General features: G+C 51.0%; 12 protein-coding genes. 9 read left to right on the top strand and 3 right to left on the bottom strand.

Annotated elements, in window-relative coordinates; all coding sequences use genetic code 11:
• Positions 1-132 precede the first annotated feature (132 nt).
• The gene (locus IPI86_RS10835) at positions 133-903 is read left to right on the top strand and encodes a hypothetical protein (protein WP_345298025.1); all 771 of its coding nucleotides are present in this window, start codon (positions 133-135) and stop codon (positions 901-903) included.
• On the top strand, positions 830-1,660 hold the full coding sequence (locus tag IPI86_RS10830; protein ID WP_345298024.1) for an S-layer homology domain-containing protein: 831 nt from the start codon (positions 830-832) through the stop codon (positions 1,658-1,660). Before IPI86_RS10835 ends, IPI86_RS10830 begins: the two co-directional genes overlap by 74 nt.
• Before the next feature lie 111 nt (positions 1,661-1,771).
• On the opposite strand, the gene IPI86_RS10825 is transcribed toward IPI86_RS10830, so the two are convergent.
• Positions 1,772-2,284, bottom strand: a complete 513-nt coding sequence (locus IPI86_RS10825) for a nitroreductase family protein (RefSeq protein ID WP_345298023.1) — start codon at positions 2,282-2,284, stop codon at positions 1,772-1,774.
• A 40-nt stretch (positions 2,285-2,324) separates the two neighbouring features.
• On the opposite strand from IPI86_RS10825, the gene IPI86_RS10820 reads away from it, so the two are divergent.
• Positions 2,325-4,886 carry an ATP-binding protein gene (locus IPI86_RS10820; protein WP_345298022.1) on the top strand — a complete coding sequence of 854 codons (2,562 nt, stop codon included), beginning with the start codon at positions 2,325-2,327 and terminating at the stop codon, positions 4,884-4,886.
• Positions 4,887-4,891: 5 nt separating this feature from the next.
• Here the strand turns inward: IPI86_RS10820 and IPI86_RS10815 are convergent, their stop codons facing one another.
• Both IPI86_RS10815 and IPI86_RS10810 read right to left on the bottom strand, forming a co-directional pair.
• On the bottom strand, positions 4,892-5,323 hold the full coding sequence (locus IPI86_RS10815; RefSeq protein ID WP_345298021.1) for a hypothetical protein: 432 nt from the start codon (positions 5,321-5,323) through the stop codon (positions 4,892-4,894).
• A gap of 19 nt (positions 5,324-5,342) precedes the next feature.
• Positions 5,343-7,340, bottom strand: coding sequence for a S8 family serine peptidase (locus tag IPI86_RS10810; RefSeq protein ID WP_345298020.1), 1,998 nt, complete (start codon positions 7,338-7,340; stop codon positions 5,343-5,345).
• Positions 7,341-7,552: 212 nt separating this feature from the next.
• Here IPI86_RS10810 and IPI86_RS10805 point away from each other — a divergent pair, with 212 nt between their 5' ends.
• The 6 genes from IPI86_RS10805 (at position 7,553) to tsaD (ending at position 14,509) form a co-directional block, all read left to right on the top strand.
• Positions 7,553-9,718: an aldehyde ferredoxin oxidoreductase C-terminal domain-containing protein gene (locus IPI86_RS10805; RefSeq protein ID WP_345298019.1), complete on the top strand. Its 2,166-nt coding sequence runs from the start codon at positions 7,553-7,555 to the stop codon at positions 9,716-9,718.
• A gap of 148 nt (positions 9,719-9,866) precedes the next feature.
• A complete protein-coding gene (locus tag IPI86_RS10800; RefSeq protein WP_345298018.1) occupies positions 9,867-10,265 on the top strand; it encodes a hypothetical protein in 399 nt (132 codons plus the stop codon).
• Positions 10,262-11,623 (top strand): L-seryl-tRNA(Sec) selenium transferase, encoded by a 1,362-nt coding sequence (selA, locus tag IPI86_RS10795; RefSeq protein ID WP_345298017.1) that lies wholly within the window; start codon positions 10,262-10,264, stop codon positions 11,621-11,623. The genes IPI86_RS10800 and selA overlap by 4 nt, the downstream gene beginning before the upstream one ends.
• A gap of 26 nt (positions 11,624-11,649) precedes the next feature.
• Entirely contained in the window at positions 11,650-12,231 is a 582-nt protein-coding gene (locus tag IPI86_RS10790; RefSeq protein ID WP_345298016.1) for a hypothetical protein, read from the top strand.
• Positions 12,231-13,484, top strand: coding sequence for a M24 family metallopeptidase (locus IPI86_RS10785; protein WP_345298015.1), 1,254 nt, complete (start codon positions 12,231-12,233; stop codon positions 13,482-13,484). The genes IPI86_RS10790 and IPI86_RS10785 overlap by 1 nt, the downstream gene beginning before the upstream one ends.
• Positions 13,484-14,509 carry a tRNA (adenosine(37)-N6)-threonylcarbamoyltransferase complex transferase subunit TsaD gene (gene tsaD / locus IPI86_RS10780; RefSeq protein ID WP_345298014.1) on the top strand — a complete coding sequence of 342 codons (1,026 nt, stop codon included), beginning with the start codon at positions 13,484-13,486 and terminating at the stop codon, positions 14,507-14,509. Before IPI86_RS10785 ends, tsaD begins: the two co-directional genes overlap by 1 nt.
• Positions 14,510-14,542 lie beyond the last annotated feature (33 nt).

Raw genomic sequence — 14,542 nt, 5'->3', positions numbered from 1 at the left:
CATGAGCAGTGCAATGGAATTTCACGACGTTAAATTCCACATTTCACTGCCTTGCAAAACTGTCATTAATTTCCCCTTAAGATAGTACCCACTTCCTGATTATTTCGATAAAAAATGACATAAAATCTAAATATGAAAAACACAAACTTTATTCACGATGTTTTTGTAAGGCTGGTCATCAGTATTGTTTTTCTGACATCCATCAATGCCACCCGCATGATCGATGACCCTCAAAGCCCCGCCCAGGTTGGCGAGGCCGCCGCTACCATTGGAACCTGCCCGACCTTCCCGCAGGATAACTATTGGAACACACCCATCACGAGTCTGCCTGTCCACCCCATGTCTGACGCGTGGATCAATGCGATCGGCGCGGCGCAGGGTTTTCACATGGACTTCGGGTCAGGCACATGGGATGGGGGACCGATCGGTATTCCCTACAACATTGTTTCTGGCGCGGCCACCACTAGCTATACGGTGGATTTCTACTACCCGGATGAATCGGACCCCGGGCCGTATCCCATTCCGCAGAATCCCAATCGCGAGTGGGGCTCGGATCATCACATCCTGATAGTGGATACCGACGATTGTACATTGTACGAACTTTATGATGCTTCTCAAACCACCAACGGATGGGCCGCTGGCTCTGGCGCGATCTGGGACTTGAACTCCAACGCCCTGCGCCCCGATGGCTGGACCTCCGCCGACGCCGCTGGTCTCCCGATCTTGCCTGGGCTGGCGCGATATGAAGAAGTGGCGACAGGTATCATCGAACATGCCTTGCGCTTCACAACCGACTGCACCGCTGACTATTACATCTGGCCAGCAAGGCATGTGGCCCAATCTGGGAAGTTGTGCGAACCCGCCGCCCTTTGGCGCACGTTTCCGCCTGAAAGCGGATTATGACATCAGCGGCTTTTCACCGCAGGCACAGGTCATCTTGCAGGCGATGAAGACCTACGGCATCGTGCTCGCAGACAACGGCTCTCCCTGGTATGTGAGCGGCGCTCCCAACGAAAGCTGGGACAACGATGTACTGCACGAAATGGATGTCTTGACTGGGTCCAGCTTCGAAGCGGTGGATACCTCTGGCATGATGACCACAACCACCTTTGCCGATGTCCCTGGATCGCATTGGGCATATCCATACATTGAGCAATTGTACAATGCAGGCATCACGGGTGGATGTTCAACCAATCCATTGATGTACTGCCCCGATTCAACCGTGACCCGCGCCCAAATGGCGATTTTCATTTTGCGTGGAATTCATGGCAGCACCTATGTTCCGCCCACGGCAACGGGCGCGGTCTTTGGTGATGTGCCCGCAGGTTCATTCGCCGCAGATTGGATCGAACAGCTTGCCGCAGAAGGAGTCACCGCTGGCTGTGGTGGCGGGAATTACTGCCCCGATGCCACCATCACCCGCGCACAAATGGCGATCTTCCTATTGCGCGGCGAACATGGCAGTGCCTACACTCCGCCTGTTGGAACGGGCGCTGTCTTCGGGGATGTGCCAACAGGTTCCTTCGCCGTGGATTGGATCGAACAACTCGCCGCGGAAGGCATTACCAGCGGCTGTGGAGGCGGGAATTATTGCCCGAATGCCAATGTCACCCGCGCGGAGATGGCTGTCTTCCTAGTGAGAGCGTTTCATTTACCGTAAAAAACAAAACTGATAAAGACTTAATTTATCCCCAAATTTAATGTTGGACGCAGAAAACGCTGATTTTTGCCAAAAAGCAAGAGTCAGCGTTTTCTGCGTGCTATCTATGAATTACCATTTCTCCCAATGTACAATTTCGTCTAATGATATTCGTCCGCCTTTTTTGGGGGCGGCGGAGATTTTTTCTTCTTCGAGGGCATAGCCGAACGAGAGGGCGATGCGTAAATGCCATTCGGGAGGGAATGTCAAAATTTGGCGGGTCCGTTCAAAGTCATAGAGAGAGGCGGGGCATGATCCAATGCCCAATTCCCATGCGGCGAGCTGCATGAAGGCGGCGGCTTGTCCCGCGTCAAACATCGTCTGGAATTTTTCGGTGGGCTCGGGGGTGAGAATGGCCACGCACAGGGCCGCGCCTGCAATGTGGCCTGCCCATTCACCGCATTGCGACAGGGCCTTTAGCGTTTCCTTTTCGCGGATGGCGATGAAGCGCCACGCTTGATTGTTCTTTGAGGATTGCGATCTGCGTCCCGCGTTGAGGATTTCGTGGATCACATCATCTGGCAGGGGCTTATCTTGAAATTTTCTCACGGCGCGTTTTAGGCGGATGGCTTCGGATACGTTCATGGTTCCTCGCTTGGGTTGCTGTTGTATAATGAACTTATCAATGATGGCTGACACAGATAAATTCAAGCAGTTTGTTGATGAGTTGCAAAAAGCGGTGGAGCAGGGTGGTTTGCCGCGCGACATGCTTGATTTTGCGCGGAGTATGCTTATTGTAGGGGGCGATATGGTGAATAGTCAAGCCATTATTGGCAATAACAATGTGATCAATGTTTATTCGCAGGCATCAACACCCGTTGAAAAAAAAGATGAATGGAATGAGTCAACTCTCCTTGCCGATGCTTTGACCGTGTATCGCGAGGAAAAAGCGGTGGAACAAGGCAAGGTCTCTGAAGAGCCCTATCCTGGCTTGTCGGCGTACCGTATTCAGGATGCGAGTCGCTTTTTTGGACGGGAACAGGCGATCGCTGAATTGACCGTGGAGTTGGAACGCAGGCAGGTGACATGGCTGCATGGCCGTTCAGGGACGGGCAAATCATCCCTGATACAGGCGGGGCTGATGCCAGCCTTATTGAAGAAGGACACCTGCGCAATTTTGGTCCGTTCGGTAGACGAATCACCCACACTGGCGCTGAAGAAGGAATTGTTGAAGCGCCGCTGGTCAAACGACTTGAAATTGAGCGGGGAATCGCTGTTGCAATTTTTATCGAAAGTGGATGAAGTCTTGAAGGGGCGGCACGTCTATATCTTTTTCGACCAGTTCGAAGAATTTGTTATCAAATTATCCGAGGCAAAGCAGGATGAATTTGCACGTGAATTGGCCGATTGCGTGGCTGATACCAGCATTCCCGTTCATTTTATTTTTTCCCTGCGCAGTGATTATTTTGGAGAGACCACAGCTCTGCGTAAAAGACTGAAAGACAGAGTGGGTGGGGAATATCTTGTCCGCTCATTGAAAGTGGACGAGGCGCGGCGGGCTATCGTCGGGCCGCTTGAGCGATTTGGGATCACATATCAGGATGGTCTTGTGGATGCCATTCTTCAGCATCTGGGTTCGAGTGAGGTTGATTCTCCGCAATTGCAACTGGTTTGTGCAAAACTATTTCATACCCTGCCCGAGCAAAGCAAACAGGTCACGTTCGCGCATTATCAAAAACTGGGTGAAACCAAAGGTATCATCACCGATTATCTCAAGCAGGTGCTTCACGATCAAACGATCATTCCTCCCAATCAATACAAGGCGGCGACTTACATCCTGTCCACACTGGTGACACTCGATGGCAGACGCGACATCAAAAGGGCTTCAGATTGGTACGACGACGAACGCCTCCGACTCTTAACCCTGAGCTGGCGCGTGGACCAAAAGCATTTGCCCACCCCTGACAGTGCGCTTGCCATGCAGGCAGGCAGCCCCGTTACGGTTGCCAACTTTATCGAGCATGTCAAATCACACGTCAGTGCTCAGGGCGAAGACCTGCGTCAATTTGTGAACGATATTCTGGAAAGATATACACGAGACGCGCAAAAATTATTTGTCGATGCTGTGATTCTATCTCTGCGGGATGCGCGTTTGCTCCATGAAATCCAATCTGAAGACGGCGAATTGTCGTATGAGTTGATCCATGATTATCTCGTCGAGGAAGTAAAAGGCTGGCTCGATGAAGACGAACAGATCGCCCGTCAATTGCGCGGAAAATTGGTTCAACTGCAACTGGATTTCAATCAGCACAAACTCCTGCTCAACGCAAAGGAATTGAGCATCATTGCATCTCATTTGAGCAATCCCAAGCTCCTGCTAAATGACACTGATAAGCGTCTGTTGTTGTTATCTGCTGCTGTGCACAACAAGGGTCAGCAATGGCTGGATATATGCGGGACAAATGGAATTGTATGGTTGAGAGATGCAGGTCAAAACGAAAGCCTCCCCATTGAGATACGTCAGGGGAGTGCGGCGTTCCTTGGAGAACTCAACGACGCTGAATCATTTCACAATTTGTTAGAAACAGCCGAACGGTTAGATAAGGCTTCGAGGCATGTCTGGCTTGATTTGTTATCCCGCTATTTAGATCGATCCACAACAAATTATCATCTCCCCTCATGGGCGAGTCGGGCTGTTTTCTTCAAACAGGCGGAGTTACGAATCAATGATGGGCGGGACGAACGCAGGGAAATAAGCCGTACGGCCACAATATCCGCTTTCATATGCGGATTGATCACGATGCTGGTATCCAGTTCAATTAAATCCCCGTTTACAGCTTTACTTGTTGCTATCTTGTATGCGGCGATCTCGTCTGTAATCGGGTTTATCTTCGCACAAGGATTGACTTCCACAATTCAGATAACAAGGAAATGGCCGTTCTTATGGCAAAGCCTTGCCGCCATTGGCACAGGCGGGGTGATCGGTATAGGGTTATTCCTCACCCTGGGTGCCCAGATCAACGTCTGGTTTGTGGGGGGAATCATCGCCCTTACCCAAACCATTTCAAATCGCTACAAAGATAGTATCCCCTCCAATGTATTGACAGCACTCGCATCCGCGTTAATATTTGGTCTCGCATTATTTGTATTGCAAGATCAATACTGGTGGAGAGAAGTGGGATATGTGGTATCTGTCACTGTGTTTTCGGCGGCATACCTCTTTTCGGCTGCAAGGCAGAAAAAATAACTTTTTCAGGCCGTCAACTGCGGCAAACATTCTGAGAAGGCAAGGGGATAATTAAAGTCATTTCCCAACATATTGCGTTTTCCCTGAATACAATCGATGAATTGTGCCATCCCTACGCCGGGAAATCCTCCAACAGGATCGCTTTGCTGAAAAGTTTTTACGATCACATCTGGAGAGCTTTGATTGGGCAGGAATGTCGCTGTGCCGCTTTTGTTATCTGTATTGAAACGGACAACAATGATCCCAAGGTCAATGTCAACCGCGTTCCCGATTCCAAGCAGTTTTTTCCAGGCGGCTTTGCTGTCATCTCCGATCCTGATTTTTTCAAATAGCGACTGTTGAGTCACATCATCGGGAATATAGGTGACGCGGACTTTTCTCTTTCCTTTGAGAACCTGACGAGTCCATGTCCCTTCGAACAACTTTATATCTGCCATGATATATCTCCTTTGAAGATCAGTTGGGTATTATTTGTTTTAGCGCATTCAGCGCATTAATTCGTCCGAAACCGAGTTGAGGGTGGTATCCATTTGGATTAGTCGCTAAAGACGGATTTTTATCCGCAGTGGCGATCAGGATTTCACGGATTCTTTCCATCGACAGAAGGACAGGTTGGGGCAGACCGAGCGCTTTTTGGAACATCAATGCAATGACACCCGTGACATGCGGTGCAGCTGCGCTGGTCCCTGATTCATCTGTACGGTCTGTTTCTCGTGCCTGTGCAGATGTAATATTTTCACCCGGTGCGGATAGTTCTGGCTTCTCCGTCCAATCCTTATTCAAAGACGGACCCGCGCTGGTGAAATAGGAAGGTCTGTAGGAACTGGAAGACGTACTTGGATAGAAAGACCCAACCACAATAGGCAGCCTTGCATTTGCGATGCCATTAATGGTGATTTCAGTTGTGCTGTTATCCGCGATTTCGGTTGGAGGGTCTCCCAAATTACGTTCGATCCAGGCGTTGAAACTGGTATCAAAAGCGCCGTTATCTACCGATAGGTCCAGTTTCCATTCCCCTCCGGTAAAGTCATCCGAACTGTTATCCACCAGTATATGAATATAGTTCTCATCTTTATCAAGCTCCGGTTCCGCTTTGATATTGCTGACCAGCCATATCGGTGCGTAGTCAGATTCGTCGCTTTTCAAAGTGTTCCCCAGCCTGCATAAGTCTGTTGAAACATCCCCCGGGGCAGTTACTTTCACATTCAGGGATTTGTCCTGCGGATACCAAATCTCTATTTCTTGACGGTATTTCCAATTGGGATCATTGGCTTTCGGAATCACCCAGGAGATCGTTCCCACAGTATCTGGGGCAAGCATTCCGGAGGTATGTGTTTTTTTCTGAAAATCATTTCCCGCGGCTATGACAATAGCGCGCCCGGGCTGTTGCAACAACTCGTCGAATAGCGCTTCTAAAATAGACGAACCATCGTGCGAGCCGCCATTGCAAGCCAGGCTGATATTTACCACGGCGGGCTTGTCTTCCTGATCGGCTTTTTCAAAAATGTATTTCACCGCGTCGAAAAGATATTTTGAACTCCCCAGGGTTTTCATTTCCTCGGCGGCAATTTTTTTTGGAGTGGTTGGCGCGCCAAGATGAACAAAGATTAGGTCTGCTCCCGGAGCCACGCCTTTGAAATCTGAGTCGGGAGAATTTCCCGCCGCGATATCCATAACGTGTGTGCCGTGGGAATTGATACGAGGTTCGTAATCCAGTTCTGCGTATGCATCGTTTCCAGAGGCAAGAGCGGCGTTGATCTGGGTCCGATCATATTCCACTCCATAGTTATAGTTGGCCGGGCGTTTCTTGCCATTTCCCTTTTTTCCGTTTTGATCCCAAAGATATAGCAAACGGGTACCAGCGCCCGTTTTGAAATTTGGATGATTGAAATCACATCCGTCATCGACAATTCCGACGATCACACCTGACCCGTCAATATCGTCAAAGCCATTGTCGTCCAGCTTCTCCCGATTCCCTGAGATGGTCTTCACAGAATTGTTCAAAGTGCCAGAAATCGGACGGGCCGTTTGCAGCCGTAATGCTCGTCGATTTAGTTTGGGCAAATCGTCGACTTTAATTCGACCAGAGACAAAACGGCTTTGACCGGGTTTCCCATGAACTTGCATGATCTTTCTCAACTCTGCGATCTTTACCCCCCTCTTCCTTTCCACCAATACATCAACCCAGAGCTGCCCATTTCCATCCACTCGGGTTTGAATGGGGTTTAATACTCTTTCTTTCGGTGGAAGCGGCGTTCCTTTTGCCCCAACCCGAAAAATTTCAGCCGCAAGAAGGTCTTTTTTCAGCAGCTTGGGATAATTGACCTGAACTCGTTTTGGAAGTTTTATCAGGGATAAATCAATAGGTTGTAATACGAGCTTTTTTGAAACATAAAGTGACTTCCCCGCTGACTCCACTGAAACTTGTTTTGAGTCTGGTCGTTTTTTGCTCATTTCCGCCTCCACTGTGTGGTGAGGTTGGCTAATTTGCTCCTGTATACAAAAAGATTATAGCATTTTGAAAATCGGATTACTACATCCTATTTGCTGATAAAGGTTCCTCTTGGCACTATCGGAAGGGGAAGATAGTCAATAGGCAATTCGACCTCATTTTGCGATAATGAAGCTGGTATTTTGCCAATTTGTAAATAGAAACAGGAGACCCTATGACCATACCTGCCATTTCAGAAACCACCCTTTTGGGAGAATTCACCTACGCCCTGCGCCCTGTGGAGCGCGGATATGCAAACCGCACGCTGTACATCAACCTGAACGACAATACCATCCTCGAAAAACCCGTTACACAGCAAATGAAAGACTTGTTCACAGGCGGGCGCGGATTTGCCCTCAAATTATTGTGGGATGCCGTGACTTCCAACACAAAATGGAACGACCCGCAAAATGAACTGGTCATTGCCAACGGCCCGATCTGCGGAATCACGGCTTACCCCGGCAGCGGCAAATCCACGGTTGTGACCTTGAGCCCACTGACTGAAAATGTGATCGACAGCAACGTGGGTGGATATTTTGCGCCCTTCCTGAAATTCTCTGGCTTTGATGCGCTGGAGATTCAGGGCAAGGCGGCTGAGGACGTGATCATTTTCATTGATGGCGATACAGGCCGCGTCACGATCGAACGGGACGCGCTCGAAGCGGTCGATTCCCATCAAATTGGGAATGTCCTCACGCAAAGATTCGGCGGCGACGAAAAAGGCAAGCGTTCCATTTCGGTACTTTCGGCGGGGCAGGCAGCGGAACACACTCGCATCGCGATGATCAATTCCACCTGGTACGATGTGCGCCGCAAGGAAGCCCGTTTCAAGCAGGCTGGTCGCGGCGGCCCGGGGCGCGTCTTCCGCGATAAGAAGATCAAAGCCATCGTGGTGCGTTACTCCGACATGAGCGGTGACAAGAACGGCGTGGCCGATATGGCGCTCATCCGCAAGGCGGGTCAGCGCATCAACAAGGAAATCGCCGACCTCGATGATAAGCAGAATCAAATGCGTAAGGTGGGTACTGCCAACATCGTTGAAGTGATGGACCATTTCGATTTGCTTCCTACACACAATTTCCGCTACGGCTCTTCGCCTGAAACGTACAAGATCGATTCGAAGGTCTGGAAGGAATCCTTCACACAGGGATTGCCCGACGGCTGCTGGCTGGGATGCACCATGTCCTGCTCGCATGGCGTGGATCATTTTCCGCTCAAAACTGGACCTTATGCTGGTGACTGCGTTCTGGTGGATGGCCCTGAATATGAGAATGCCGCAGGGCTGGGATCGAACATCGGCAATTTCGACCCGCAAAAAGTTTTGGAACTCAATTTTTATTGCGATACCTATGGCATCGACAGCATCTCATTTGCGAATTGTGTTGCCTTTGCGATGGAATGTTACGAAGAAGGCATCATCACGAAAGAACACACAGGCGGCCTGGAATTGAAATTCGGAAATGGTGCCGCAGCTTTGGATCTCATTCATCAAATGGCACGCGGCGAAGGTTTTGGCGTGATCGTGGGGCAGGGCGTCCGCTATATGAAAGAGTTGTTTGTCCGTGAATATGGTGCTGACCCGAATTTCGTGCATGATATTGGCATGGAGATCAAAGGCATGGAGATCTCCGAATACCTCACCAAGGAATCGCTGGCCCAGCAAGGCGGTTACGGCATGGCGACCAAGGGACCACAGCATGATGAAGCCTGGCTGATCTTCATGGATCAGGTGCAAAACCTGTTGCCCTCTTTCAAAGACAAAGCCGAAGCCCTGCATTACTTCCCGATGTGGCGCACATGGTTCAGCCTGCACGGACTGTGCAAACTGCCGTGGAATGACATCTCACCCGAAAACAACAAACAGACCAAAGAACCCGCCAAAGTAGCGGAGCATGTGGAAAACTACACCTGGATCCATCAGGGTGTCACTGGCAAACCAACCGTAACCGAAGATTTATTGCACCAATCGGAGCGGGTGTACAACTTCCAAAAGGTCTTTGCCCTGCGCATGGGCCGCGTGGGACGCAAACACGATTATCCGCCCTACCGCGCGATGGGACCTGTCACAGCCGCCGAATACGAATCACGCCAGGAACGCTACGATGAGCAGCTCAAGCGGCTGGTTGAAATTGAGCCCACGGGCCTGACCACACAGGAAAAGATGGCGCATCTTCGCAAATACCGCGAAGAGCAATACGAGCACTTGATGGATGCGGTCTATCAACGTCGCGGCTGGGATTCGAATAGCATCCCCACCCTCGAAAAACTTCAACAACTCGGCATGGATCTGCCCGAAGTGGTGGAGGTCGTCAAACAGGCACAAAAGACGATTACTTCGTAACGATCATTTTGTAAAAAAATAACTTTAAGACGCTGAGGAGCAAAGAAAAAAATTCCTTGGCGTCTTTGTGTTAAAAAATGAAGGCGGAAGATTTCCCGTTCGCTGAGATTACAAATGACCTTTTCCCTCTGCGGGTATAATTCGATTAATGGATTCGCAAATCACTTTTCGACAATATCTTCTCTCCACGCTCGCACTCATTCTGATCGGGTGGGGCGGGCTTGCTCTGCTCCTGATCTATTCCGTGCCCTTCGTGTGGGCGCGTTGGGGTTTTTATGTCTTCGGCATCATGGCGCTCACAGGCACCACGCTGCCCATTGTATATTTCTTTCATCGCCGCTTTCCAACCAACCCGCGGGCAGAACCAAACGTCATTGTGCGGCAGGCAATGTGGGTGGGTGTGTATGGCGCCACGCTGGCCTGGCTTCAACTCGGACGTCTCGTCACGCTTTATGTGATCCTCGGCCTTGCGGGCGGTTTGATCGCCACTGAATATTTCATTCGATTGCGCGAAAAAGCGAATCGAAGAATGCCAGACGTCAAATGACAACGCTTCGTAATCTTCCCTCCATCGATCAAATCCTGCAAACACAAATGGCCGCGCAGCTCATCGCCCGCTACGGCAGGCCGTTGACTTTAAGCGCCATTCGTTCCACATTGGATGATATAAGAGCGCGCTTCAAATCTGGACAAATAACTGCTCTGCCTCTACGAGATTTGATCCTCGCCCAGGCAGATGCCACCCTCATCGCGTGGACGAAGCCGACCCTCGTCCCAGTCATCAACGCTTCGGGTGTGATTCTGCACACCAATCTTGGACGCGCCCCGCTCAGCGATGACACCATCCGCGCAATGGACGTGGCTTCCCGTGGCTATTCCAACCTTGAATATGACCTTGAAAAAGGCGCGCGCGGTTCGCGGCTTATCCATGCTGAATCTGTTTTGCAGAGACTTACGGGTGCCGAGGCGGCAATGGTGGTCAACAATAATGCGGCAGCGGTTTTGCTTGTCCTTTCCGCATTGGCAAATAAAAAGCGGGTCATCATTTCGCGCTCGCAACTTGTGGAGATCGGCGGCGGCTTTCGCATTCCCGATGTGATGAAACAATCAGGTGCAAGGCTCGTGGAAGTGGGCACGACGAACAAAGTCCACTTGCGGGATTATGAAGAAGCTTTATTGGGTGCGAATGCCATCATCATGCGGGCGCATCCGTCGAATTTCAAGATCATCGGCTTTACCGAAGAGCCCGAGTTGAAGGATGTTGTTTCGCTGGCACATGCCGCAGGCACGACCTTCGTGGATGACCTGGGCTCCGGTACATTCATCGACACCGCCAAATATGGGCTCGGACACGAGCCCACCGTGCAAGAATCCCTTGCGGCTGGGGCGGATATCGTCTGCTTTTCTGGCGATAAACTGCTCGGTGGTCCGCAGGCGGGAATCATCATCGGGAAGAAGGAATTGATCGAGAAGATCCGCAAGCATCCACTGGCACGTGCTGTCCGTGCGGATAAGACCTGCCTTGCGGGCGTCACTGCCACACTGCTGCATTACCTCAAAGATGAAGCGGAGCGCGAAATCCCCATCTGGAAGATGATCTCCCTTACGCCGAAGCAGGTCAAAGGTCGGGCGGAAGCGTGGGCGGCCAATTTGGGGCAGGGGGCCGTCGTGGAAGGTGAATCCACGGTGGGGGGCGGTAGTCTGCCCACGGAATCCTTCCCGACGTTTTTGCTGTCGCTATCTGTCCCATCAGCGGATAAATTCATGAAGAAATTGCGCGAACAAAACCCGCCGATCATTGCGCGCACAGCAGATAACAAAGTTTTGCTTGACCCGCGTACCATTCAACCGGAACAGGAAGGCGCGCTGTTGGTTGGGTTGAAGAATGCCCTGAGAAAAACTTAACGTGATAGGGCGAATGGAATCTGAGCATGATTGTCGAAGTTCCTATTCATGATATTAAGAATCCGCCTGTGCCGATGTTTCCTGAACGGTGTGTAAATTGCGGCAAGCCGAAGGATGAGAATTTGGGCTTGACTCTCGACATGGACATTCAAAAACGCAGCAAGCCCGTGCAGATGAGAATGTCTGTGCCGATGTGCAAAGAATGTGCGAACAGGGAACGCAGTATTGCGAAAGTGACGCTGGTGCCGTTTTTAATCGCTGGTCTTTTGATCGGCATTGCGGTTTTTATTCCTGTTGCCATCTTTTCCCCGGAAGGCACTACACCGCAGACACTTGCTTTCCCGCTTGTGTTGGGCGGTTTTGCGGGGCTGATCGCAGGCAGCATTGGTGGAACCGTGGTCGAATTTTTTGTTCGATTGCTGGCAACGCCCGTTTTTGGAAAACTTGTCACCCGTCGTCCGCTGACGATCTTTGGGTTATATTCCAACGGTGATGAGTTGATCGGTATTTCGGCTCGTTTTTTACGCAAGGAGAAAATCGCGCAATTGGAATTCGAGAACGATGAGATCGCGCGTGAGTTCATAAAAATAAATGCACTGGAGAAATGATGAAATCAGAAATTGATGCCCTTATGCAAGCCAGAGACATGGATGCGATCCTTGTCTTTGGCAATGCCGAACACAACCCGCCCATGTATTATCTGACAGGCGGCGGACACGTCAGCCATGCCACTCTGATCAAGAAGCGCGGCAGCGATGCAACCCTCTTCTTTGGTGACATGGAGCGTGACGAAGCCGCAAAGAGCGGATTGAAATTGATCCCATACAGCACTTATGATTTCGAAGAGATCTTCAAGAAGGCGAATAGAAATTCCCTGTTGGCAGGCGCCATGCGTCTTGAATTGATGCTCAAGGACGTGGGTGTTGAATCGGGACGGGTGGGGGTGTATGGAACTTATGATATCGGTCCCATCTTCGGTTTGTTGACTCAGCTGCAAAAACTGATGCCGAATCTTGAATTCGTCGGCGAACCGCGTGAAGATTCCATTTTTATGCGGGCGATGGAAACAAAGGATGAGTCTGACGTAGCTCGCATCCGCAAAATGGGCAAAGTCACCACAGCAGTGGTCGGCAGGGTCGCGGATTTTCTCACTTCATGCGAAGTCCGTGACGATGAAGTCTTGTTGAACGAAGACGGTTCCGCTCTGACCGTTGGCGACGTGCATTCAAGGATTCGTTTGTGGGTGGCGGAGCACGGCGCGGAATTGCCCTCTGGTTTCATCTTCGCCATTGGCCGCGATGCGGGCGTGCCGCATTCCGCAGGCAACCCAGCCGACCTGATGAAACTCGGACAGACCATCGTGTTCGATATTTATCCTGCCGAAGCGGGCGGCGGCTATTACTATGATTTCACCCGCACCTGGAGCCTCGGCTATGCCACACCTGAGGCACAGGAATTGTTCGATCAGGTCAAGGAAATCTACGACCAGTTGAATGAGAACTTTGATCTGAACGTCCCATTCAAGAATTATCAGAAAATGACCTGCGAGTATTTCGAAGGCAAGGGCCACAAGACACCCATGAATACAAAATCGCCCGTCGAAGGCTATGTTCACAGCCTCGGCCATGGCGTTGGAATCAACATTCACGAGCGGCCGTTCAGTGGTATCAACACCAGCGATGAGGAACGGCTTGCGCCCGGGGTGGTGATCACCTCCGAGCCGGGTTTGTATTATCCTGAAAAAGGCATGGGCTTCCGAATCGAAGATACAATGTGGGTGCGGCCCGATGGCCGTATGGAGATTCTCGCGGATTATCCGTATGATTTTGTTTTGCCGATGAAGAAGTGGAATAAAAAATAATGGAATTAAAACCCGCTCGAATCCTTGCTCTTGAAACCTCCTGCGATGAGACCGCCTGTGCCATCATTGAAAATGGCCGCGCGCTGCTCTCCTCTGTAGTTGCTTCACAAATGGAGATCCATGCCCGTTATGGCGGCGTGTATCCCGAGGTGGCTTCGCGCCAGCATGTGTTGAGCGTCACACCCGTCGTGGAGCAGGCGCTTGCACAGGCCCACCTCACGCTCAAGGATATCGATGCGCTGGCTGTCACGCAGGGGCCAGGTCTCGCAGGTTCGCTGGTCGTTGGCATGAACATGGCAAAAGGGCTGGCCCTTGGTTCGGGTCTGCCGCTTTTGGGAGTCAATCATCTTGAGGGACATCTTTATTCGGCCTGGGTGTACGAATCAGGCGAACTTGTCCCACCCGCGCCGCAATTTCCTTTGATGGCTTTGCTCGTTTCAGGTGGACATACTGAACTGAATCTCATGACCGATCATTTGACCTATCAAAGGCTCGGTTCAACCCTCGACGATGCGGCTGGTGAGGCCTTCGACAAAGTTGCCCGCCTGTTGGAACTTGGCTACCCCGGCGGACCTGCCATCCAAAAATCGGCGGAAGAGGGCGACCCGAATCGTTTCCACTTTCCGCGGGCGTGGCTCGAAGGAACATGGGATTTTTCATTCAGCGGGTTGAAGACCGCCGTGTTGTATGAAATCCGCGAACTGCAAAAGAAGACGCATACTTTGCCCGTGCCCGATCTGGCCGCATCCTTCCAAAAGGCAGTGGTGGACGTGCTTTTCAAGAAAACGATCAATGCCGCGCGTGAATTTGGCGCGAAGGAAATTTTGGTGGCGGGTGGCGTTTCTGCCAACCGCATGCTGCGCCAGACCTTTAGAGCCCAGACAGAATTTCCCGTTCATATCCCCCCGTTATCCCTGTGCACCGACAATGCTGCCATGATCGCATCAGCGGGATATCACCGCTATGCGCTCGGTCACGTCTCGCAGATGGATATGGATGTCATGCCGACCTGGCCGCTGCCGTAAATACCAATATTATGAATTAAAACCAGAAGGCCG

The sequence above is a fragment of the Candidatus Villigracilis affinis genome (genome assembly GCF_016705895.1).
GTDB classification, from domain to species: domain Bacteria; phylum Chloroflexota; class Anaerolineae; order Anaerolineales; family Villigracilaceae; genus Villigracilis; species Villigracilis affinis.
This window is presented reverse-complemented; position numbering and strand designations above follow the sequence as displayed.

Coding starts and splice junctions, on each gene's coding strand:
- IPI86_RS10830 (WP_345298024.1), top strand. CDS start 830: ATGTGGCCCAATCTGGGAAGTTGTGCGAACCCGCCGCCCTTTGGCGCA.
- IPI86_RS10805 (WP_345298019.1), top strand. CDS start 7,553: ATGACCATACCTGCCATTTCAGAAACCACCCTTTTGGGAGAATTCACC.
- tsaD (WP_345298014.1), top strand. CDS start 13,484: ATGGAATTAAAACCCGCTCGAATCCTTGCTCTTGAAACCTCCTGCGAT.
- IPI86_RS10815 (WP_345298021.1), bottom strand. CDS start 5,323: ATGGCAGATATAAAGTTGTTCGAAGGGACATGGACTCGTCAGGTTCTC.
- IPI86_RS10820 (WP_345298022.1), top strand. CDS start 2,325: ATGATGGCTGACACAGATAAATTCAAGCAGTTTGTTGATGAGTTGCAA.
- IPI86_RS10790 (WP_345298016.1), top strand. CDS start 11,650: ATGATTGTCGAAGTTCCTATTCATGATATTAAGAATCCGCCTGTGCCG.
- IPI86_RS10835 (WP_345298025.1), top strand. CDS start 133: ATGAAAAACACAAACTTTATTCACGATGTTTTTGTAAGGCTGGTCATC.
- IPI86_RS10825 (WP_345298023.1), bottom strand. CDS start 2,284: ATGAACGTATCCGAAGCCATCCGCCTAAAACGCGCCGTGAGAAAATTT.
- selA (WP_345298017.1), top strand. CDS start 10,262: ATGACAACGCTTCGTAATCTTCCCTCCATCGATCAAATCCTGCAAACA.
- IPI86_RS10785 (WP_345298015.1), top strand. CDS start 12,231: ATGAAATCAGAAATTGATGCCCTTATGCAAGCCAGAGACATGGATGCG.
- IPI86_RS10810 (WP_345298020.1), bottom strand. CDS start 7,340: ATGAGCAAAAAACGACCAGACTCAAAACAAGTTTCAGTGGAGTCAGCG.
- IPI86_RS10800 (WP_345298018.1), top strand. CDS start 9,867: ATGGATTCGCAAATCACTTTTCGACAATATCTTCTCTCCACGCTCGCA.